23 protein-coding genes and 1 pseudogene are annotated in these 18,364 nt (G+C 75.0%); 6 read left to right on the forward strand and 18 right to left on the reverse strand.

All coding sequences use genetic code 11. From position 1 onward, the window contains the following. Together E7Z53_RS19920 and E7Z53_RS00005 are read left to right on the forward strand one after the other, a co-directional pair. A partial coding sequence (locus E7Z53_RS19920; RefSeq protein WP_217905326.1) for a hypothetical protein occupies positions 1–357 on the forward strand: 357 nt, incomplete at its 5' end. Positions 358–562: 205 nt separating this feature from the next. Further along, positions 563–901, forward strand: a complete 339-nt coding sequence (locus tag E7Z53_RS00005) for a hypothetical protein (protein WP_017834871.1) — start codon at positions 563–565, stop codon at positions 899–901. A gap of 93 nt (positions 902–994) precedes the next feature. Here the strand turns inward: E7Z53_RS00005 and E7Z53_RS00010 are convergent, their stop codons facing one another. After that, positions 995–2,233, reverse strand: a complete 1,239-nt coding sequence (locus E7Z53_RS00010; protein WP_176336867.1) for an acyl-CoA dehydrogenase family protein — start codon at positions 2,231–2,233, stop codon at positions 995–997. 46 nt (positions 2,234–2,279) lie between these two features. Then, positions 2,280–4,406, reverse strand: a complete 2,127-nt coding sequence (locus tag E7Z53_RS00015; protein WP_176336868.1) for a 3-hydroxyacyl-CoA dehydrogenase NAD-binding domain-containing protein — start codon at positions 4,404–4,406, stop codon at positions 2,280–2,282. 131 nt (positions 4,407–4,537) lie between these two features. On the opposite strand from E7Z53_RS00015, the gene E7Z53_RS00020 reads away from it, so the two are divergent. Continuing rightward, positions 4,538–5,083 (forward strand): GNAT family N-acetyltransferase, encoded by a 546-nt coding sequence (locus E7Z53_RS00020; RefSeq protein WP_052132692.1) that lies wholly within the window; start codon positions 4,538–4,540, stop codon positions 5,081–5,083. A gap of 1 nt (position 5,084) precedes the next feature. On the opposite strand, the gene E7Z53_RS00025 is transcribed toward E7Z53_RS00020, so the two are convergent. From E7Z53_RS00025 to E7Z53_RS00055, 7 genes and pseudogenes are all read right to left on the reverse strand, one after another. Further along, complete coding sequence (locus tag E7Z53_RS00025) at positions 5,085–5,789, reverse strand: TetR/AcrR family transcriptional regulator (protein ID WP_176336869.1); 705 nt, start codon at positions 5,787–5,789, stop codon at positions 5,085–5,087. Positions 5,790–5,849: 60 nt separating this feature from the next. Beyond that, positions 5,850–6,023, reverse strand: coding sequence for a hypothetical protein (locus E7Z53_RS00030; RefSeq protein ID WP_165979738.1), 174 nt, complete (start codon positions 6,021–6,023; stop codon positions 5,850–5,852). Between the two features lie 5 nt (positions 6,024–6,028). Then, positions 6,029–6,898 (reverse strand): SMP-30/gluconolactonase/LRE family protein, encoded by an 870-nt coding sequence (locus E7Z53_RS00035; RefSeq protein ID WP_176336870.1) that lies wholly within the window; start codon positions 6,896–6,898, stop codon positions 6,029–6,031. 70 nt (positions 6,899–6,968) lie between these two features. After that, positions 6,969–7,145: pseudogene (locus E7Z53_RS00040) on the reverse strand (acyl-CoA thioesterase); the annotation flags it as partial. A 37-nt stretch (positions 7,146–7,182) separates the two neighbouring features. Beyond that, positions 7,183–8,016 (reverse strand): PhzF family phenazine biosynthesis protein, encoded by an 834-nt coding sequence (locus E7Z53_RS00045; protein ID WP_095651849.1) that lies wholly within the window; start codon positions 8,014–8,016, stop codon positions 7,183–7,185. Between the two features lie 4 nt (positions 8,017–8,020). Then, positions 8,021–8,230 (reverse strand): hypothetical protein, encoded by a 210-nt coding sequence (locus E7Z53_RS00050; protein ID WP_095651850.1) that lies wholly within the window; start codon positions 8,228–8,230, stop codon positions 8,021–8,023. 58 nt (positions 8,231–8,288) lie between these two features. Continuing rightward, positions 8,289–8,927 carry a DNA-3-methyladenine glycosylase I gene (locus tag E7Z53_RS00055; protein WP_217905327.1) on the reverse strand — a complete coding sequence of 213 codons (639 nt, stop codon included), beginning with the start codon at positions 8,925–8,927 and terminating at the stop codon, positions 8,289–8,291. Positions 8,928–8,983: 56 nt separating this feature from the next. On the opposite strand from E7Z53_RS00055, the gene E7Z53_RS00060 reads away from it, so the two are divergent. Further along, on the forward strand, positions 8,984–10,270 hold the full coding sequence (locus E7Z53_RS00060; RefSeq protein WP_176336872.1) for an MFS transporter: 1,287 nt from the start codon (positions 8,984–8,986) through the stop codon (positions 10,268–10,270). Here the strand turns inward: E7Z53_RS00060 and E7Z53_RS00065 are convergent. Beyond that, on the reverse strand, positions 10,199–11,416 hold the full coding sequence (locus E7Z53_RS00065; RefSeq protein WP_176336873.1) for a sensor histidine kinase: 1,218 nt from the start codon (positions 11,414–11,416) through the stop codon (positions 10,199–10,201). The two genes, E7Z53_RS00060 and E7Z53_RS00065, sit on opposite strands and share 72 nt — an antisense overlap. Positions 11,417–11,502: 86 nt before the next feature. Beyond that, entirely contained in the window at positions 11,503–11,688 is a 186-nt protein-coding gene (locus E7Z53_RS00070; RefSeq protein WP_035923179.1) for a hypothetical protein, read from the reverse strand. 182 nt (positions 11,689–11,870) lie between these two features. Between E7Z53_RS00070 and E7Z53_RS00075 the strand changes: the two genes are divergently transcribed. Then, on the forward strand, positions 11,871–12,566 hold the full coding sequence (locus E7Z53_RS00075; RefSeq protein ID WP_035923181.1) for a response regulator: 696 nt from the start codon (positions 11,871–11,873) through the stop codon (positions 12,564–12,566). Here E7Z53_RS00075 and E7Z53_RS00080 read toward each other — a convergent pair. The 7 genes from E7Z53_RS00080 to E7Z53_RS00110 all read right to left on the reverse strand — a co-directional run bounded on the left by E7Z53_RS00080 (position 12,530) and on the right by E7Z53_RS00110 (position 17,282). Continuing rightward, on the reverse strand, positions 12,530–13,213 hold the full coding sequence (locus tag E7Z53_RS00080) for an ABC transporter ATP-binding protein (RefSeq protein WP_052132645.1): 684 nt from the start codon (positions 13,211–13,213) through the stop codon (positions 12,530–12,532). The genes E7Z53_RS00075 and E7Z53_RS00080 overlap by 37 nt on opposite strands. Next, on the reverse strand, positions 13,183–14,742 hold the full coding sequence (locus E7Z53_RS00085) for a hypothetical protein (RefSeq protein ID WP_176336874.1): 1,560 nt from the start codon (positions 14,740–14,742) through the stop codon (positions 13,183–13,185). Before E7Z53_RS00085 ends, E7Z53_RS00080 begins: the two co-directional genes overlap by 31 nt. After that, positions 14,739–15,143, reverse strand: coding sequence for a hypothetical protein (locus E7Z53_RS00090; protein WP_035923187.1), 405 nt, complete (start codon positions 15,141–15,143; stop codon positions 14,739–14,741). The genes E7Z53_RS00085 and E7Z53_RS00090 overlap by 4 nt, the downstream gene beginning before the upstream one ends. A 74-nt stretch (positions 15,144–15,217) precedes the next feature. Then, positions 15,218–15,790, reverse strand: a complete 573-nt coding sequence (locus E7Z53_RS00095; RefSeq protein WP_109221291.1) for a hypothetical protein — start codon at positions 15,788–15,790, stop codon at positions 15,218–15,220. A gap of 34 nt (positions 15,791–15,824) precedes the next feature. After that, positions 15,825–16,397, reverse strand: a complete 573-nt coding sequence (locus tag E7Z53_RS00100) for a hypothetical protein (protein WP_176336875.1) — start codon at positions 16,395–16,397, stop codon at positions 15,825–15,827. 39 nt (positions 16,398–16,436) lie between these two features. Beyond that, complete coding sequence (locus tag E7Z53_RS00105) at positions 16,437–16,721, reverse strand: hypothetical protein (protein ID WP_052132646.1); 285 nt, start codon at positions 16,719–16,721, stop codon at positions 16,437–16,439. Positions 16,722–16,883: 162 nt separating this feature from the next. Next, complete coding sequence (locus E7Z53_RS00110) at positions 16,884–17,282, reverse strand: DUF4870 domain-containing protein (RefSeq protein ID WP_017834851.1); 399 nt, start codon at positions 17,280–17,282, stop codon at positions 16,884–16,886. A 248-nt stretch (positions 17,283–17,530) separates the two neighbouring features. Here E7Z53_RS00110 and E7Z53_RS00115 point away from each other — a divergent pair, with 248 nt between their 5' ends. Beyond that, positions 17,531–18,346, forward strand: a complete 816-nt coding sequence (locus E7Z53_RS00115; protein ID WP_095651841.1) for a lysophospholipid acyltransferase family protein — start codon at positions 17,531–17,533, stop codon at positions 18,344–18,346. Positions 18,347–18,364 lie beyond the last annotated feature (18 nt).

The raw sequence follows: 18,364 nt of genomic DNA on the forward strand, positions 1-18,364 counted from the left end.
AATCAACCGAATAAAACATCCGGTATCAACAAACATGGCACACTATTGAGTTCTCAAACAACAGACCAGCAACCAGGCACCACACCCGGAAACCGTATTGGAATTCTTTTTCGCTCGGTTCTCGCGATCTCTCGCTTTCCCCGCGGCGACCTCCTCAGCTTATCCCGATCTTCTCCGCTTTCCCAAATCGCTTTTCCTTCGCTCAGCGGCGAAAAAGCTCTTCGGGAGGAGAATTCCTGGATCTGCCGGATTCGACGCCGTGGGCCGCAGCGATTCCTCGCTGCTGCCCGAAACAGCTCCACCAGCGTACCCGACCCGGTCCCGGCCCACAAGCTGTCGGCCACCGCGCAGCGGTGATCGGCTTGATGGTTCGAGGGGGTTCGGTCCGCCGGATTCGGCGTTGCCGTCCGGGGCGATCTCTCGCGTCCCTTGCGGCGACTCGGAATACATTACACACGCCCCGCAGGACCGTCAAAACCCCGGAGGACCGGCGGCCGGAGCGGCGGCGACGGCAGTGCGTAGGCTGATGGCACATCGATGCCCCGACCCGAAAGGACAGCAGATGAGCACCTCACCGGAAGAGCTGCCGGAGACCCCCGACACCTACGAGGGCGCCGCCGAGGTCGACCCCGAGCACTGGCGCGAGGATCCGCTGATCGAGGGCGCCGAGGCCGGCGCGCAGGACGAGCGCGTGGACCCCGAGCACCCGGAGGTCCCCTCGGAGCAGGAGCTCCGGGACGAGACGGCCGAGGCCCGTTACGAGGCGGGCGAGGAGCAGGTCCCGCCCGAGGAGCCCCGCATGGGCGAGGCGATCGCGGACCTCGACGTCCCCGAGGACCCCGCGTTCGAGGACGAGGTCGACCCGAGCAACGACTCGTTCCACGGCGGCGCCGACCTCTGAGCCCCGACGGACCGAGCACGACGGCGCCCCGGCCTCCACGGCCGGGGCGCCGTCGTCGGTCGGGGCGCCGTCGTCGGTCGGAGCGCCGGTAGGTCAGGCGAACGCGGAGATGCCGGTGATCCCGCGTCCGATGATGAGGGCCTGCACGGTCTCGGTGCCCTCGTAGGTGTGCAGCGCCTCGATGTCCGCGAAGTGGCGGGCCACGCGGTTCTCGATGAGGATGCCGTTGCCGCCCAGGAGGTCCCGGGCGTTGGCCGCGATCGAGCGGGCCATGCGCGTGGAGGTGTACTTCGCCAGCGACGCCTGCTCGGCGGTGAGCCGGCCGGCCTCCTCCCGCTCGGTCATCCGTGCCACGAGGAGCTGGATCTGGGTGAGCTCGCTCAGCATCCGGGCCAGCCGCTCCTGCACGATCTGCGATGCGGCCAGCGGGCGGCCGAACTGCACGCGCTGGGCCGCGTACTGCACGGCGGTCTCATAGCAGGCCTGGGCGTGCCCCACCGCGCCCCACGCCACGCTGATGCGGGTGGCGAACAGGACGTCGGCGGTGTTCCTGAAGGACCGTGCCGCCGGCAGCGCGTTCTCCTCGGGCACGAAGACGTTCTCGAACCGGAGGTGCGCCTGGTGGATGGCCCGGAGGGCGAGCTTTCCACGGATGGTCGTGCCGGTGTAGCCCTCGCTCTCCTGCGGGACCACGAAACCCCTGACCTGGCCGTCCTCGTCGGCGCGGGCCCACACCACGGTGATCCCACCCATCGAGCCGTTGCCGATCCACTTCTTCTCCCCGTTGAGCACCCAGCCGCCGTCCACCGGGGTGGCACGGGTCTCGAGGCTGACGGAGTCGGAGCCGTGGGTGGGCTCCGTGAGGGCGAACGCGCCGAGGAGCTCGCCCGTGGCCATCCGCGGCAGCCAGCGCTGCCGCTGCTCCTCGGAGCCGCACATGGCGATCGAGCGCATCGCGAGCCCGCCCTGGACGCCGGAGACGGTCGCGATGGACCCGTCGCCGCGGGAGAGCTCCATGCTGATCAGGCCCGCGGCGGTCTTGGACATCTGCTCGTAGCCGTCGACGGCCACGCCGTCGCGCAGCAGGTCGAGCTCCCCGAGCCGGCGGACGAGGTCGAGGGAGTACTCCGAGCGGTCCCAGTGCTCGCCGATGACGGGCAGCAGGTCCTCCTGGACGAACCGGCGGGCGCGCATCCAGTGCCCCCGGTCGGTGTCGGAGACCGCGTCGAACGCGCCGGCGGCGTCGGTGTCGAGGGCCTTGTCGAGGACGTAGTCGGGCTCCACGGTGCCGGCGGGGAACAGGGTCGCGCCGGTCTCGGGGGTGGCGGTCATGGCTGGGTCCTTCGTTCTGCGGGCTGGTGGGAGGTCGGGGACAAGGTCAGTCCTGGTGGAAGCGGCGGCCGAGGACGCGCTCGGAGGCGCCCGTGCGGTCGAGGTACGGGGTGATCCCGCCCAGGTGGAAGGGGTAGTTGGCGCCGAGGACCATGCACAGGTCCACGTCCTCGGGCCCGGCGACGACGCCCTCGGCCAGCATCGCGCCAATCTCCTCGGCCAGGGCGTCCTGCACCCGCACGAGCAGCTCCTCCGCCGGGACGGGAGCGCCGGCGGGATTCTCGGCCCGGGTCCGCTCGAGCAGCCGGGCGGCGTCGGCGGCGAGGTAGCCGTCCGTGCCCGTCCCCGGGGCCTGCTCGGTGGGCAGCACGTGGGTGAGGCCCGCCCCGACCACCGCGTCCATCCACGGGGACCGCGCGAAGCGCTCGGGGTAGGCACGGTGCATGGTCTCGTCCACGTGGTGCAGCACGGCCGGGCCCACGAAGTCGAGCAGCCTCAGCGGGGTCATGGGCAGGCCCATCGGGTCGGGGGCGTGGTCGGCGGCCGCCACGTCCGTGCCCGCATCGATCGCCTGGACGATCACGTCGAACAGCCGGGTCAGCACCCGGTTGACCACGAAGCCGGGGGCGTCCTGGACGCGCACCGCCGTGCGGCGCAGCGCCGCGGCGAGCTCGAAGGCGGTCGCGAGGGCCGCGTCGCCGGTCCGCCGCCCGGCGACGATCTCGAGGAGCGGGGTGACCTCCACGGGGTTGAAGACGTGGAAGCCGACCACCCGTTCGGGGTGCCGGAGGCCCTCCGCCATGGCGGTGACGGACAGGGAGCTCGTGTTGGTCGCGAGGATCGCGTCCGGGCGCACGACCTGCTCCCACTGGGCGAACACCTTCCTCTTCACGTCGAGGTCCTCGAAGACGGCCTCGATCACGAAGTCCGCGTCGGCGAGGTCCTCCGGGCCGCTCGCCCCCGTGACGAGGGCGCCGAGCTGCTCGGCCTGCTCCGCGCTGATCCGGCCCCTGGCCGCCTGCGCGGCGAAGCGCTCCCGGGTCCGGGCCACGCCGGCGGCGAGCCGCTCGTCGTCGAGGTCGGTCATGACCACGGGGATCCGGGCGCCGCTCGCGATGAGCGAGGCGAGCTGGCCGGCCATCAGGCCGGCGCCGATCACGGCGGCCTTGCGCAGGGGCACGGGCTCGGCGGCGGGCACGTCGGCCGCCTGCCGGGAGCGGGCCGAGACGAGCTCGAACGCGTAGAGGGAGGCCTTGGCCACGTCCCCGCGGACCAGCTCGGCGAAGGCGGCCACGGCCTTCGTCCCGTTCTCGGTGCGGGACTCCGTCCGGGCGTCGGCCACGAGGTCGATCGCCACGAGCGGTGCCGGCGCCGCGCCGTGCCAGGTGCGCTCGGCGCGGTCCCGGGCCTGGTCCACGGCGTCCTGCCACTCCTGCTCCCCGGTGCCGCCGGGCGTGCCCGCGCGGCGGCGGGTCTCCCCCGCGTCGAGCGCGTCGAGCGTGCCGGCCACCCACCGCTGCCAGGCGGTGTCCCACTCCCCGGTCCCCGGGGCGGCGTCGAGCACCACGTCCACGAGGCCGAGCTCGAGGGCCTCCGCCGCCTTGGTGTTCCGGCCCCGCAGGGAGTCGAACACGATGACGCGCAGCGCCGCGGCCGGGCCGATCAGGTGCGGGAGCAGGTGCACGCCGCCCCAGCCGGGGAAGAAGCCGAGCCTGCACTCCGGCAGTCCGAGCGGGCCGGTGCGCGGGTGGGCCGCACGGTAGTCCGTGTGCAGGGCGAGCTCGAGCCCGCCGCCCAGGGCCTGACCCGTGAGCAGGGAGAAGGTGGGCACGCTCGCGTCGGCCAGGACGCCGAAGGCCTCGTGGCCGAGCCCCACGTACCGGTCGGAGACGCCGCTGAGCTGGGCGTGGCGGATCTCCTTGAGGTTGGCCCCCGCGCCGAAGGACCGGGCGTTGCCGGTGACCACGATGGCCTCGACCGCGGACTGGTCGATCGAGCCCAGGACGTCCCGGAGCTGCTCCAGGGCCGCGGAGCCCCAGATGATCAGCCCGCCCGGCGGGGTGGAGTCCAGCCGCACCAGGGCGACGGGCGCGGAGCGTCCGGGCAGGACCAGCTGCTCGACGTCCACCGCGACGGTGGAGGGGAAGGACGGGGCGGGCGCGGCGGGTGCCATGGGCGGACTCCTGACGAGTGGTGTGATCGTCACCACTCTGACTGATACCGAGTCTCAGGTCAAGGGATTGAGTCTCAGTGTGGTGGTGCGGCGTGCGGTTCCGGGGCGTTCAGGCCGTATTCTGGCTGGTGATGATCGACGTGCTGCCCCCAGAGACCGAGCGCCTCGCGTTCCGCCGCTTCGACGGCGAGGACCTCGAGCCCATGCACTCCTACCAGAGCCGCGAGGACTACGCGCAGTACGCGTGGCGGGGCCCGCGCACGCGCGAGGAGTGCGAGCGTACCCTGGCCGAGAACAGCGGCCTGCGGCCGTGGGGCCGGGACGGCGACTCCGTCCGCTTCGCCGTCTCCCCCCGGGGCTCGCGGGAGCTCGTGGGCGAGATCGTGCTGACCCTCACGGACGCGGCGGCCGCGCAGGTCGAGATCGGCTGGGTGGTCCACCCCGACCACGCGGGCCGGGGCATCGCCTCCGAGGCGGCCCGCGCCGCGATCGAGTTCGCGTTCGCCGAGCTGGGCGCCCACCGGGTCTGCGCGAGCCTGGACGCCCTCAACGTGAGCTCCGCCAAGGTCTGCGAGCGCATCGGCATGCGCCTGGAGGCGACCCTGCGCGAGAGCCACCGCCAGCTGGGCGAGTGGCGCGACGAGCTGATCTACGCGATCCTCGCCGACGAGGTCTGAGTCATCGGCGCAGGGCGTCCCGCACGGACGCCAGGATCTCCTCCGTGTCCGCGCCGGGGTCCAGGACGGTGACGACGACGGCGGGGCGGGCCCCGGGCGCGGCGGCCGGCCGCGCCGCGCCGTCCTCGTAGCCGGAGACGAGCGTGTGCGCGAGGCGCTCGAGCTGCCCGGCCAGCTCGGCCGAGGGGTCGGTGTCGGGTGCGCGCAGCCAGGCCCGCAGGGCGGCGTTGTGCACCGCCACCGCGGCGGCGGACAGCGCCGTGGCCAGCGTGCTCCGCCCCGGCGAGTCGGGCAGCGCGGAGCGCAGGTAGCGCCGCAGGACCCGCTCGTAGCGGTGGGAAGTGATGAGCTCCCGGTCCCGCAGCTGCGGGACCTGCCGGAGCAGGGCGTTGCGGGCCAGCGCCCGCTCGCGGTGGTCGAGGTGGTGGTGGAAGACCAGCAGCACGCCGTCCCGCAGGGCGACGGCCGGATCGGTGCCCGGCTCCTCCCCCGCCCGGGCCAGCTGCTGCTCGAGGCGCTCGAGGTTCGCGGCGTGGTCCGCGAAGACGATGTCCTCCTTGGACCCGTACTTGCGGAAGAACGTGGCCCGGCTGATGCCCGCGGCGAGCGCGAGCCGGTCCACGGTCGTGGCGTCCCAGCCCTGCTCCGCGAGCAGGCGGATCGAGCCGGTGACGACGTCCGGGGCCGCCCGGGGGGTTTCGGTCATGGGTGCCTCCTCGCTGACGATGGTAGACCCGGGCCTCCCGCCGTGTGCGGGTCGAGCCCGTCAGCGGCGGGCCCGGGCGCCGAAGAGCACCGCCCCGGCGGCGCACAGCACGGCGAGCACGGCGAAGGAGAGCGCCGAGGAGGTGCCCCCGCTGAGCAGGGAGCCCACGAGGGCCACGACCCACACGAGCACGAGCAGCCACAGCAGTCCGGCGGTGCGCCGGGGGTTCTCCACCGCGCTCAGCCCCCGAACGGCAGGACGGGCAGGCCGGGAACGTCGACCCGGACCGCGAACAGGGAGCCGGCGGCGGGGTCCTCGTCCGGGGCGAGGTTCTCCCGGGACGTGGTGATGTAGAGGGTGCGCAGGTCCTCCCCGCCCAGGCAGCACGCGGTGGTCTGGCGCGCGCCGACCTCCACGACGGTGTCCAGGACGCCGTCGGCCGTGTAGCGGTGCACCTGCCCGGCGCCGTGCAGCGCCACCCAGACCGCGCCCTCGGCGTCGACGGTCAGCCCGTCGGGGTGGACGTCCCCCTCCTCGAGCTCGGGCACCACGAAGGTGCGGCGCCCGCGCAGACCCCCGTCCGGGGACCAGTCGAGGACGTCGACCTTCCCGGTGGGCGTGTCGTTGTAGTAGGCCAGCGCGCCGTCCGGGGACCAGGCGATGCCGTTGGAGACGGTGACGCCCTCCAGGACCGGCTCCCAGCGCAGGTCCGGGTGCACGCGCCAGAGCGTGGCCGCGCCCTCCGTCTGGTCCCAGGCCATGGAGCCGACGTAGAAGGAGCCGTCCGGGCCGGCCCCGCCCTCGTTCATCCGGACCGCCCCGGGCTCCCAGAGCTGCTCGGCCGGGTGGACGGTGCCGTCCGGGTCCTCGAGGGCCACGCCGGTCTCCAGAGCCAGCACCGCTCCCCCGGTCGCGCGCGGGCGCACGCAGGCCACGACGTCCCCGACGTGCTTGCGGAGCACCTCGCCGTCCGCGCCGAGGGACAGCACGTCCCCCGCGAGCATGTCGACCCACCGCAGCCCGCCCCAGGACTCCGACCAGCACGGCCCCTCGCCGTGGTAGGTGACGGAGTCGGTGATCCGCTCGGCGCGCAGCCGCCGTGCCGCCATCTCAGAGTCCCTTCTCGTGCACCGCGGGCAGCGCCGTGGTGGGGATCCGGTCCCGGTCGGGGTTCAGGAGGATCTCCGACATGTACTTCGTCACCGCGCGCTGGTTGCCGAGCTGGACGATGGCGTAGATCGCCGCCTCCTCGTCGATCCAGCGGAGCAGGCTGCCGCCGAACAGGGTGCCGTTGGCGTTGAGGTCCTCCGGCTTGACCCACTTGCGGGTGCGGAAGGTGATGTCCTGGGTGGTCATGCCCCCACGATACCGAGGGCGCCCTCCGCACCGTCGGCTACAGCTCCACGGTCCCGCGGACCACCGGGCTGACCTGGCCGCCGACCCAGACGGTGTCCGCGTCCCGCTCCAGCAGCACGCGCCCGGTGCGCCCGAGCACGGTGCCCTGGGCGGCGACGTAGCGCGCCGGAGCCCACCCGTTGTCCGTCAGCCACCGGGCCAGGCCCGCGTTGAGGCTGCCCGTGACCGGGTCCTCCACGACCCAGTCCCCCACGAACGCCCGCACCTCGACCGCGCACTCGGCGCCCTCGGGGTGGGGGCCCACCACGCCGAGCTTGAGCCCGGCCATGGCGGACCAGTCCGCACGCACGCCCAGCACGGTCCCGGCGTCGGCCACGCGCACCCCGATCCAGCCGGGGCCGTTGTCCAGCCAGGACACGTCGAGCAGCGCGGACGGGTCCAGCCGCAGGGACCGCGCCACCCGGTCCAGCAGCGCGGGCTCCGCCACGGGCTCGTAGCGCGTCAGGGGCGGGGCGGCGAACGAGAGCCTGCCCTCGCGGCGCCGGACGGTCACCAGCCCGACCCCGCACTCCTGGACGACGTCCGCTCCCGCGGGCTCCCCGCCGAGGGCGAGCCAGGCGGACGCCGTCCCGAGCGTGGGGTGACCCGCGAAGGGCAGCTCCCCGCCGGGGGTGAAGATCCGCACCCGGTAGTCGGCGCCGGGGACCGTGGGCTCGAGCAGGAACGTGGTCTCGGAGAGGTTGGTCCAGCGGGCGAAGCGCGCCATCGTGGCCTCGTCGAGGGCGTCGGCCCCGTGCACGACGGCGAGCGGGTTGCCGCCCAGCGGCGCCGGCGAGAAGACGTCCACCCAGCTGATCGCGTGGCTCGTCATGATCTCAGAGCACCGGCCCGCGCGTGTTCCTCCGGGCGGGCCGGGCCCGTCCCGTCCGCCGGGCGTCCCGGCCGGCGGGCCCGCCGGCGGTCCCGCCACGGGCCGCCGCCCGGTCCTCCCGCAGCCTCCGGACCACCAGGCCGACCAGGACGGAGCCCACGGTGCTCAGCACCAGGGGCAGCACCGCGCTGCGCTGCTCGCTGTTGTCGTACATGGCCGGGCCTCCTGCCGGAAGGCGACGCGGGGCGTCGTCGGGTTCGGTGCCAGGAATCCTACGCACCCTCCGGCGCCTCCGGCCACACCCCGGAGCTGCCCCGGCGGTGGCTGCCGAGCAGGTGGGTGTCGACGATCCCGACCGCCTCCATGAGCGCGTGCATCGTGGTCGGCCCCACGAAGCGGAAGCCGTGCGCCCGCAGGGCCCGGGACAGCGCCTCGGACTCCGGCGAGCGGGTCGGGACCTCCTCCGCCGTGCGCGGACGCGGGGTCCGTGCCGGGCGGAACGACCACACGAGCTCGGTCAGCCCGCCCTCGGCGCGCAGGGCCACGGTGGCGCGGGCGTTGCCGACGGCGGCCTCGATCTTGCCCCGGTGGCGCACGATCCCGGCATCGCCCAGCAGGCGGTCGACGTCGACCGGGCCGAAGCCCGCGACCGTGTCCGGGTCGAAGTCCGCGAAGGCCGCCCGGAAGGCGGGCCGCTTGCGCAGGATCGTGGCCCAGGACAGCCCGGACTGGAAGCCCTCGAGGCAGATCCGCTCGTAGAGCCCCCGCTCGTCCCGCACGGGGACGCCCCACTCGGTGTCGTAGTACTCGCGCAGGAGCGGGTCCGTGGCGGCCCAGACGGGGCGGGCGAGCCCGTCCTCGCCGAGGACGAGTCCGGTCGCGGGATCGGGCAGGGAGCTCATGCCGAGCATCGAACCACACCGAGGGGCTCCGACACACCCGGAGCAAGTACCCCCAGGGGTATAGGATGGCGGTCATGCACCCGACGAACCCCGCCGTGGACCGGCGCGCCCTGCAGCGGAAGGTCGTCCGCGTCCTCGCCCTCGGCCAGATCCTCGGCGGGCTGGGCGTCGGCGCCACCCTGGCCCTCGGCGCCCTCCTCGTCACCGAGGTCTCCGGCTCCTCCGCCTGGTCCGGCATGGCCGCGACCATGAACACCCTGGGCGCGGCCCTGCTCGCCGTCCCCCTCGCGCGGCTCGCCCAGGCCCGCGGCCGGCGGATCTCGCTCAGCACCGGGGCGTTCACCGCCATGGCGGGCGCGTCGATCACGATCGGCGCCGCCGTCCTCTCGAGCTTCCCGGTCCTGCTGCTGGGCCTGGCGCTGCTCGGCGCCGGCTCGGCGCTCAACCTCCAGTCCCGGTTCGCGGCGACCGACCTGGCCGCTGACGACACCCGCGCCCGGGACCTCTCCCTGGTGGTCTGGTCCACGACCATCGGCGCGGTGCTCGGCCCCAACCTCTTCGAGCCGGGTGAGCTGCTCGGGCGGGCCCTGGGCCTGCCGGCGCTGACGGGCGGATTCGTCATCGCCCTCGTGGCGCAGGCCTTCGGGGCCCTGGTCTACCTCACGGCGCTGCGGCCGGACCCCCTGCTGCTGGCCGTGGCCGACGGCGAGACCGCGGGCAGGGGCAAGCCCTCCCCCGCGGGCGGGCTGGCGGTGCTGCGGGCCTCGTCGCCCGCCCGCCGGGCCGTGCTCACCGTGGCGCTGAGCCACGCCGTCATGGTGGCGCTCATGTCCATGACGCCCGTGCACCTGACCCTCCACGGGGCGTCGCTGAGCGTCGTGGGCCTGACCATCAGCCTGCACGTGGCCGGGATGTACGCCCTCGCCCCCGTGTTCGGCTGGCTCGCGGACCGGGCCGGGCGCCGCCCCACCGTCCTGCTCGGCCAGGCCCTGTTCGTGGCGTCCCTCGTGCTGTCCTGGTTCGGCTCGACGTCCCCCGTGCTGGTGACGGTCAGCCTGGTCCTGCTCGGGCTCGGCTGGTCCGCCTCCACGGTCGCGGGCTCCACGCTCGTGGCCGAGGCCGTCCCGCCGGCCGAGCGGCCGAAGCTGCAGGGCGTCTCGGACCTGTTCATGAACCTCGCCGGGGCGACCGGCGGTGCGCTCGCCGGTCCGGTGCTGGCGCTGATCGGCTTCGACGGCCTCAGCGCGGCCCTGCTCGTCCTCGTGGCGGTCGTGGTGGTCTCACACGGCGGCCGGGCCCAGCGGGATGCGGGCGCCGACGCGCCAGCCGCCGTCCGCCGGTCCCGCCGCTAGCTCCCCGCCGAGCAGCTGGACGCGCTCGCGCAGCCCGAGCAGCCCGTACCCCGAGGCCGGGAGGCCGGGCCCGGAGCCCGGCCCCGCGGCGTTGTGCACCTCGACCACGACGTCGGCCTCGTCGACCTGCACGGCCAGCACGCAGCTCGTCCGGGCGGGCGCGTGCTTCATGATGTTCGTCGCCCCCTCCTGGAGGACCCGCTGGACCGTGGGCCGCACCCCCTCCGGGATCCGCGCGAGGTCGCCCCGCACCCGGGTGTCCGTGCGGAATTCGACCTCCCGCAGCGCGGCCGCGACCTCCTCGAGGCCCCGGCCCGTGTCGACGGCCGCGGCGGCGCTGGAGTCCTGTGCGAGCCCGGCGCCCGGCTCCACGCGCATGATCCCCAGCAGCCGGCGCAGGTCCTTGAGGGCCGCGCGGGAGGAGTCGCCCACCACGTCCAGGGCCTCCTTCATGGTCTCCGGGTCCCGGGAGTAGGCCCCTGATCGCGCCTGCATGGCGATGAGCGTGAGGTCGTGGGCGACGATGTCGTGCAGCTCCCGGGCCAGCTCGAGGCGCTGCTGCTCGAGGGCGTGGGCAGTGCGCTCCTGGCCCGCGGCGATCTCGACGCGGTCCAGCTCCTGCTGCGCGCTCAGGGCCCGCAGGACGAGACCGGGCAGGAGGAGGACCAGGGTCAGCGGCACGTAGCTCCAGAGGAACTGCGGGCCCACGACCGAGACGTTGACGGCCCACGAGGTCTGCCACACGAGGAAGGCCCCGACGGCCGCGGCGAGTCCGGGCAGGGCCGCCCCGTAGGCGGTGAAGGCCAGGACCAGCGGGATCACGACCATGTAGCTGCCCGGGTTGGTCTGGGGGTGGAGCAGGACCAGCAGCGCGGCGAGCGGCAGCCACGTCCAGCTGGAGCGCAGCGCCAGGACGGCGACCGTGGCGGCTTCGAGGACCACGAGCAGCAGCTCGTAGTCCCGGTCCCCGAACCCCAGGCCCGGGCCGGTCAGCACGAGCCGGACGGCGTCCAGGGCGCTCACCGTGATGAACAGCAGCAGGGCCACCCGCACCCACCGGTGCAGGGGGCGGGCCCGGGCGATCCCCTGCGGCAGGAGCGTGCCCAGGCCGGGCCGGCGGTCCTGCTGCGCTGCGCGGCGTGCCATGCGGTCCTTCCGGTGCGGTGGCCCGGTGCTCCGGTCCACCTCGGAGGATAGCCGCGGGTGCCGGGCCCGTCCGGGAGCGCGCCGGATCAGCACCAGCGCAGGAAGAGGAACGAGCACCCGCGGCTTGTGTGCCCGTCCGGGCTGTCGGTGCCGGGGTCGACCTTCAGGACCGGCGCCAGGGCGACCGGCGATTCCTGGGCCGCGGCGGTGGGAACACCGCCGGCGGTCAGCAGCAGTGCGGCGAGCAGCGAGGCGGCGGAGAGCGTGTTCACGGGGGGTCCTTCCGGCAGGGCGCCGCACCCGATCGGTGTGCGGTCGCGAACCATGGTCGCCGAGGGGTGGGGTCCGCGGGGTCATCCGGGAGGATGGCCGGGGGTCATCCCTTGGGCGGACCCGCGCGCCGGGCGGCCCCGTCCCGCCGGCGCCGTGGCCCCTCTCCGCTACGGTGAGAGCCATGAACGAGCACGCGCCGGCGGCGAGCCCCGTCAAGGTCCTGATCGTCGACGACCAGCAGCTCATGCTCCGCGCCCTGCGCGTGTTCATCGACGCCGAGGAGGACCTCGTGGTCGTGGGCGAGGCCCGCAACGGCCGGGCGGCGGTGGAGCAGTGCCGCGCCCTGCGTCCGGACGTGGTGGTCATGGACCTGCAGATGCCGGTCCTGGACGGCATCGAGGCCACCCGTGCGATCACGCACGAGCACCCGGAGGTGAAGGTGCTGGCCGTGACCACGTTCCACTCGGAGGACTGGGTGATCCCCGCGCTCCGGGCCGGGGCGAGCGGCTACGTGGTCAAGGACTCCGAGCCCCACGAGATCGTGGGCGCCGTGCGCAGCGTGCTGGCCGGGGAGGCCGCGATCTCCCGGCGGGTGGCCGCCACCCTCGTCCGCAGCGTCGTCGCGGACCCGGAGCCGGCGGCGCCGCGCCCGGAGGACGTCGCCGCGGTGGAGGGGCTCTCGGCGCGGGAGCGCGAGGTCGTGGCCCTGCTCTGCGAGGGCCTCAGCAACCGCGAGATCGCCGCCGCGCTCTTCGTGTCCGAGCCGACCGTCAAGTCCCACCTCAGCCACATCCTCACGAAGATGGAGGTGCGGGACCGGGTGCAGGTGGTGATCAAGGCCTACCGCACCGGGCTGGTGACGATCCCCTCGTCCTGAGCCGCCCGCGGGTCCGCGCCGCCGGGAAGGGTCAGCACCGCGTCCGGCGCCAGCTGCGCCGGCGGGCGGTGGGACACCACCAGGACCGCGCGCCGCGCCGCCCACTCCGTGAGCTCCTCGCAGAGCACCGTCGTGGACGCGCCGTCCAGTCCGTTGAACGGCTCGTCCAGGACGACGACGTCGAAGTCGCCGCTGGTGCACACGATCGTCCACAGCTTGCGCCGGTTGCCCGTGGACAGGTGCTCGGCGGCCTCGTCCAGCCACGGACCGAGCCCGTGGCGCTCCGCCCGGCGCAGCCCCTCCTGCGGGTCGGCGCCGCACCAGCCGCTCGCGAACACCACGTGGTCCCGTGCGGTCATCGTGGGGTAGAGCGCCGGTTCGGTGCGGCAGATCCGGCGCACCCGGGAGGCCTCCGGCGAGCGTGCGTCCACGCCGGCGAGCGTGACCGTGCCCGCGGTCTGCGGCAGGTGCCCGCTGAGGACCTCGACGAGCGTCGACTTGCCGGAGCCGTTGGGGCCCTGCAGCAGCGTCAGCCCGGGGGCGTCGATCCGCAGCGTGAGCCCCCGGTGGACGGGGCGCCCGGCGTCGAAGCCGGCGCTCACCGCCTCGACGTGGATCAGCGGCGGGTGAGGGAGCGGTGCAGGCATGCGAGGGCACCTCCGGCGAGGGTCAGGGCGAGCAGGGGGACGATCCAGGGGTCGGTGGCGGGGAAGGTCAGCGGGACGGCCACGGGCGCGGCGGCGAGGACGACGGTGAGGACCCCCGTGAGCGGGCTGTCCGCGCCCGTCCCCTCGACCGTGCGCGGCGGGGGCAGCAGGTGCTCCGCGACGGTCGCGGCCCACACCGCGCCCAGCACCACGGCCGCGGGCGCCGCGGACAGGGTCCCCGTCAGCACCCGGGCCGCGACGACGAGCAGCAGGCCCGGCAGCAGCAGCGGCAGGGTGAGCGCGGTGAGGTGCCCCAGCGCCACGGAGGAGCGGGACGCCCCGGACTCCACGGCGGTGCGCAGGTGGCGGCCGTAGCGGAAGGCGCCGATGTCCGAGCTCACGAGCTCCGCGAGAGCGAGACCCGTCATGAGGGCGGCGAAGCCCAGGGTGGGCCGCAGCGCCGCCTCCCACGCCGCGTCCGGCACGGCGGGCAGCGGCGGCATCCGGAGACCTGCGGAGGTCGCCCCGAGCAGCGCCGTGGTCGCGGCGGCGACCGCGACGGTGATCCGCTGCTGGGCCCGCAGGCGCCACCCGTGCGCCCGCTGGACGCCCAGCACCCGGGCGAACTGCAGGACCGCGGGACCGCTCAGGCGCGGCCGGCGCACCGGGGGCGCGGCGCGCCGGGCCGGGAAGGACACCGCCGCGAGGGCGCGGCGGCCGGCGACGGCACCGGCCGCGCCGACGGCCGCGACCGCCGTGAGACCGGCGAGGAGGACGGGCTCCGGCAGCCCCGGCGCGGGACCGGGTGCCGCACCGGCCGCCGGGACGAGGGCGCCGGGGACGAGGGGGGCCAGCAGCAGCACCGCCCCGTGCGCCCCGGCCCCGGCCAGGACGGACGCCGCCGCGAGCACCGCGGGGAAGTGCCGGCGCCCGTTCTCGGGGCGGGCGGCGGAGCGCAGCGCCCCGGCGGCCGTCAGCGCGCCGAAGGCCACGGGCGTCCCCAGCAGCAGTGCCGTCCCCGCGGCCCCGGGCCCGTGCCCGGCCAGGACGGACCCGGCGAGCACCCCCAGGCCCGCGGCGCCCCACACGGCGCTCGCCACGGCCACGCGCGGGAGGGCGTGGACGACGAACACGTCCGCGGCCCGGACGTCGAGGCCCACGAAGAAGTCCCGCTGCGGGTGGTCGCTGACGCAGCTGCGGAACCGGCCGAGGGTCTCGCCCGCGAGGGCGCCGAGCCCGGCGTAGGCGCAGAGCAGCACGAAGAGCCCGACCACGTCCGCGCCCGGCGCCAGCACCGCGGCCGCGCGCGCCGCGAGGATCCCGGCCGCGAGCGCCAGAAGCACGGCTCCGGCGGCGGCCCCGACCACGATGCGGCGGGCCGTGTCCACCGGCACGGACGTGCCCAGCGCCTGCAGCAGGTCCGCGATCCGCAGGTCCGCCAGGAGCCGGAGACGGCGGCGGGCCGGCGGGGCGGGCGGCCGCCGCCGCACCGACCCGCTCGTGGGGCTCGCGGTCGCGCTGGTCGTCACGAGAGCCTGCTGCGCGTCCCGGACCGCTCCCGGCGCAGCCCGAGCGCGTTGAACAGGAGCACGACCGTGCCCGCGAGGGCGACGACCACGCCCATGGTGCACAGCCAGCCCACGGGGAACCCGCTCAGCTGCTCGTCGAGGAAGGTCGCGTGGGCCGTCATGGCCAGGAACAGCAGCACGGCCGGTGCCACGGAGCGCGGGCGGGACAGCGGGGTCGCGGCGGCCACGAGCGGCAGGAGCACCCCGGCGACCGCCAGCCCGCCCACGAGGAGGGACCACAGCCCGACCGGGACGGTGCTGGTGCCCCGGCCCTCGAGGAGGATCGCGGTCAGGGCTGCGGCGCTCAGGACGGCCACGGTGACGAGGACCAGTCGGACGTGGTTCTGGGTGAGGGTCGGCACGGTGGGCACTCCTGGTGGTCGAGGATCTGATGAGTGGTGGGGGGGCGGGGCCGGCGGCGGGAACGGTGGCCGGGTCACACCATGGCGACGAGCGCGGCGGTCGCGACGGCGACGACGACCACGAGCACCTGGCGGCCGGCGCCGCAGGACCTCCACCGGCCGCGGTAGAGCAGCGCCGCGGCGAGGGCGAGGACCAGCACCGCGGCGGCCTCCACGGGTCCCTCCGCCATCCGCCCGGTGGCCAGGGCCAAGCCCTGGGACAGCACCGTGAGGCCGCCGACCACCAGCGTGTAGAGCCCGATCCGCTGCCCGCCGCCGAGCGGCAGGCCCTGCGGGAGGAGTCTGCTCTCGAGGAGCCCGGCGAACCAGAGGTACAGGGCGAGGACCACGGCGAAGACCAGGACGCCGACGAGCACGGCGACGTTGACCGAGAGCCCGATCAGGGACGGGTCGACCCCCTCCAGCTCGCCGGTCACGGCCGCCGCGGCCTGGTCCTGCATCTGGTCGGTGGTCGCCGGCAGCCGCAGCAGCAGCAGCCCGAGCCCCACCGCCCAGAGGACGGTCCGGACGGGCCGGGTGGTCGCCGGCAGCGGACGGGTGGCAGGGGTCCCGGCGCCGGGGTGGGCGGAGACGTGGAGGCTGGACATCGGGGGCCTTCCGATAGCGGGGGAACGGCGGCGCTCACCGCCGGGCGATGAGCGCCGCCTCGATGCCCGCGGCGGCGAGCAGGAGGGCGACGGCGAGGGCGAGGACGCCGAGGGAGGCCGGCAGCGCCGTGAGGTAGCCGCGCACCAGGCCGTGCCGGCGGGCGGTGAGGGCGGCGGTGAGGGGGAGCAGGCCCGCGGCCGCGGCCACGAGGCAGCCGAGGAACTCGAGCCCCGCGTACCACCCGGCCGCACCGACGAGCGCGGCGGCGCCGACGTTGAGCACGCCGATCTTCGCCGTGGCCCCCACGTAGACCGACAGCAGCGCCAGGGACGTGCCGGTCAGCAGGCCGCCGGTGAGTACGCCGCTGTAGAGCAGGGCGGCGGCGCCGAGGTTGCGGACCACGATGGCGCCGAAGGACCCGTCGTGGTCCTGACCGGCGCCGGCCGTGTCCTGCAGGGTCGCGGGGACGCGGGAGATGCTCTCGTAGCCCACCAGGAACCCCGCCACGAAGAGCGCCGTGGCGGCCGCCGCCGCCCACCCGAGGGCGCGGCGCGCTGCGCGGGCGTCGCGGGGAGCGGTGCGGAGGTCCGTGGGCACGGTCTTCATGGCGGGGGTCCAGGCAGCGTCAGCGGAGCGGGCGGCGGCTCAGGCGATGGCCAGGCTGCGGGCCTTCTTGGACAGGTACCAGCGGATGGTGCCGACGACCGCGCCGCCGATGCCGAAGCCGAACATCGCGGCCACGAGGGTCAGCGCCCAGCCGCCGGCCTCGACCGCGGCCACGATCTGGCTCGCGGACGCGGCGGAGATGCCGAGGGAGCCGGCGACCCAGGCGATGCCGACACCGCCGAGGACGAGGCCGAGGACGGCGATGGAGGCGGCGGCCGAGACGGGCAGGACCGTGCGGACGGAGGGGGTGCGGGGGGTGGTCATGATGAGCTCCTGTGTTCCCGAGGTTTCTGTGGGGGGGGGCATCATCCGGCGGGTTCCCCGGGTGATGGCTCAGAATCTACGAGAGCCGGGAGGCCGCGGCCATCGGCCGAAGGAATGGTTCCGGACCGTCCGGAGGATGCCGCCGGCCGGTCCGGAAGGACGTCACTGCAGCACCGGCAGCTGGAGCGGGTAGCGGTACACCTCGCCCTTGTTGGCCTTGAGCACGGCCAGGACGTGGCACACCACGAGCAGCACCGCGGCGAGGATCCACAGCACGATCGCCACGGGGATCAGGATCACGGTGAACAGGCACACCCACGCCACCACGTTGAGCAGCCACATGGACAGGTTGAAGTTGAACGACCCGGCGGAGGTGGCGCGCAGGAACGCGTTCTTGTCCCGGTGGACGAGCCAGACGACGAGGGGACCCACGAATCCGAGCCACCCGACGGAGACCAGCGCGCCGATCAGTCCGGACAGGTGGGTGAGGACCGCGATGGTGCGGTCGTCCCCCTGCGCCCGGTACTGCGGACGGGGTGCTGACGGTGGAAGGTAGGACATGGGGTTCTCCTGGTGGGCAGTGGCGGAACCGGTCGCGGCACCCGGTGCCGCGGACGCCGGACCGGCGCGGTGCAGCCAGCGTATCGGGGCCGGGCCCGCGCCCGGTATGGGGGAAGACCGCACATGACGGCGGCGGATCCCCGCCGTCACGCACGGCACCGACGACGGCGTCGCGCCGCGCGCTGGTTTACGATTCTCGGCAGACCGTTCCCGGCCCGCCCCCGCGGGCCTCTTCCCGAGGGAGGCCCGTGGCTCCGCAGCTGCGCCCCAACAAGTACGCCTACCGGGCCATCGTGCTCGCCGGCCTCGCCGCGGTGAAGCTCTTCCGCGTGCCCCTGCTGGCCTCGGGCGAGGAGCACCTGCCCACCGACCAGGTGGTGCGCGGCCTGCACCGGGAGGTCCGCCCCGGCCGGGGCGCCGTCGTGGCGGTGACCCACTTCGGCTACCTCGACTTCGTCTTCGCGCAGCTGGTGGTCTGGCGCCGGCTGCGGGCCCACTCCCGCTTCCTCATCACCCGCAAGCACACCGGCAGCGCCTTCGTCACGGCGGTGTGCCGGCTGTGCGACCACGTGGTGGTCGACCGCGCCGACGGCGCCCCGGCCTACGCCGAGGCCGTGGCCAAGCTGGCGCGCGGCGAGTTCCTCGCGGTGTTCCCGGAGGGCGGGGTCAGCCGCAGCTGGACCGTGCGCCCGCTGCGCACCGGCGCCGTGCGCATGGCCGCCGAGACCGGCGCCCCCGTCATCCCGGTGTCCGTGTGGGGCGGCCACCGGATGCTCACCCGCGGGCGCGGCAGGATCCGGCTGCGCGACGTGTGGCGCACGCCGGTGCGCGTGCACGTCGGCCCGGTGCTGCGGGTGGACCCCGACGAGGACGTCCGCGCCGCGAGCGCCCGGCTGCGCGCGCTGCTGCAGGAGGGGATCGACCGGTGCATCGACAGCTACCCCGTGACCCCGGAGCCGGGTGCGTGGTGGATTCCGGCGCACCGGGGCGGGAGCGCGATCACGGTCCAGGAGCAGATCGACGCCGACGCCCGGGAGCGGGAGGCCTACAAGCGCACCGGCTGAGCCCGGCCGGGGCACCGT

The organism is Kocuria salina (assembly GCF_013368965.1).
GTDB classification, from domain to species: domain Bacteria; phylum Actinomycetota; class Actinomycetes; order Actinomycetales; family Micrococcaceae; genus Kocuria; species Kocuria rosea.

Bases quoted from the DNA above. Each gene is read 5' to 3' on its own strand.
- E7Z53_RS00015 (WP_176336868.1), bottom strand. From the start codon at position 4,406: ATGGCACCCGCCGCGCCCGCCCCGTCCTTCCCCTCCACCGTCGCGGTG.
- E7Z53_RS00010 (WP_176336867.1), bottom strand. From the start codon at position 2,233: ATGACCGCCACCCCCGAGACCGGCGCGACCCTGTTCCCCGCCGGCACC.
- E7Z53_RS00050 (WP_095651850.1), bottom strand. From the start codon at position 8,230: ATGTACGACAACAGCGAGCAGCGCAGCGCGGTGCTGCCCCTGGTGCTG.
- E7Z53_RS00105 (WP_052132646.1), bottom strand. From the start codon at position 16,721: ATGACCACCCCCCGCACCCCCTCCGTCCGCACGGTCCTGCCCGTCTCG.
- E7Z53_RS00110 (WP_017834851.1), bottom strand. From the start codon at position 17,282: ATGTCCTACCTTCCACCGTCAGCACCCCGTCCGCAGTACCGGGCGCAG.
- E7Z53_RS00005 (WP_017834871.1), top strand. From the start codon at position 563: ATGAGCACCTCACCGGAAGAGCTGCCGGAGACCCCCGACACCTACGAG.
- E7Z53_RS00035 (WP_176336870.1), bottom strand. From the start codon at position 6,898: ATGGCGGCACGGCGGCTGCGCGCCGAGCGGATCACCGACTCCGTCACC.
- E7Z53_RS00055 (WP_217905327.1), bottom strand. From the start codon at position 8,927: ATGCTCGGCATGAGCTCCCTGCCCGATCCCGCGACCGGACTCGTCCTC.
- E7Z53_RS00020 (WP_052132692.1), top strand. From the start codon at position 4,538: ATGATCGACGTGCTGCCCCCAGAGACCGAGCGCCTCGCGTTCCGCCGC.
- E7Z53_RS00100 (WP_176336875.1), bottom strand. From the start codon at position 16,397: ATGAAGACCGTGCCCACGGACCTCCGCACCGCTCCCCGCGACGCCCGC.
- E7Z53_RS00075 (WP_035923181.1), top strand. From the start codon at position 11,871: ATGAACGAGCACGCGCCGGCGGCGAGCCCCGTCAAGGTCCTGATCGTC.
- E7Z53_RS00080 (WP_052132645.1), bottom strand. From the start codon at position 13,213: ATGCCTGCACCGCTCCCTCACCCGCCGCTGATCCACGTCGAGGCGGTG.
- E7Z53_RS00025 (WP_176336869.1), bottom strand. From the start codon at position 5,789: ATGACCGAAACCCCCCGGGCGGCCCCGGACGTCGTCACCGGCTCGATC.
- E7Z53_RS00095 (WP_109221291.1), bottom strand. From the start codon at position 15,790: ATGTCCAGCCTCCACGTCTCCGCCCACCCCGGCGCCGGGACCCCTGCC.
- E7Z53_RS00060 (WP_176336872.1), top strand. From the start codon at position 8,984: ATGGCGGTCATGCACCCGACGAACCCCGCCGTGGACCGGCGCGCCCTG.
- E7Z53_RS00045 (WP_095651849.1), bottom strand. From the start codon at position 8,016: ATGACGAGCCACGCGATCAGCTGGGTGGACGTCTTCTCGCCGGCGCCG.
- E7Z53_RS00065 (WP_176336873.1), bottom strand. From the start codon at position 11,416: ATGGCACGCCGCGCAGCGCAGCAGGACCGCCGGCCCGGCCTGGGCACG.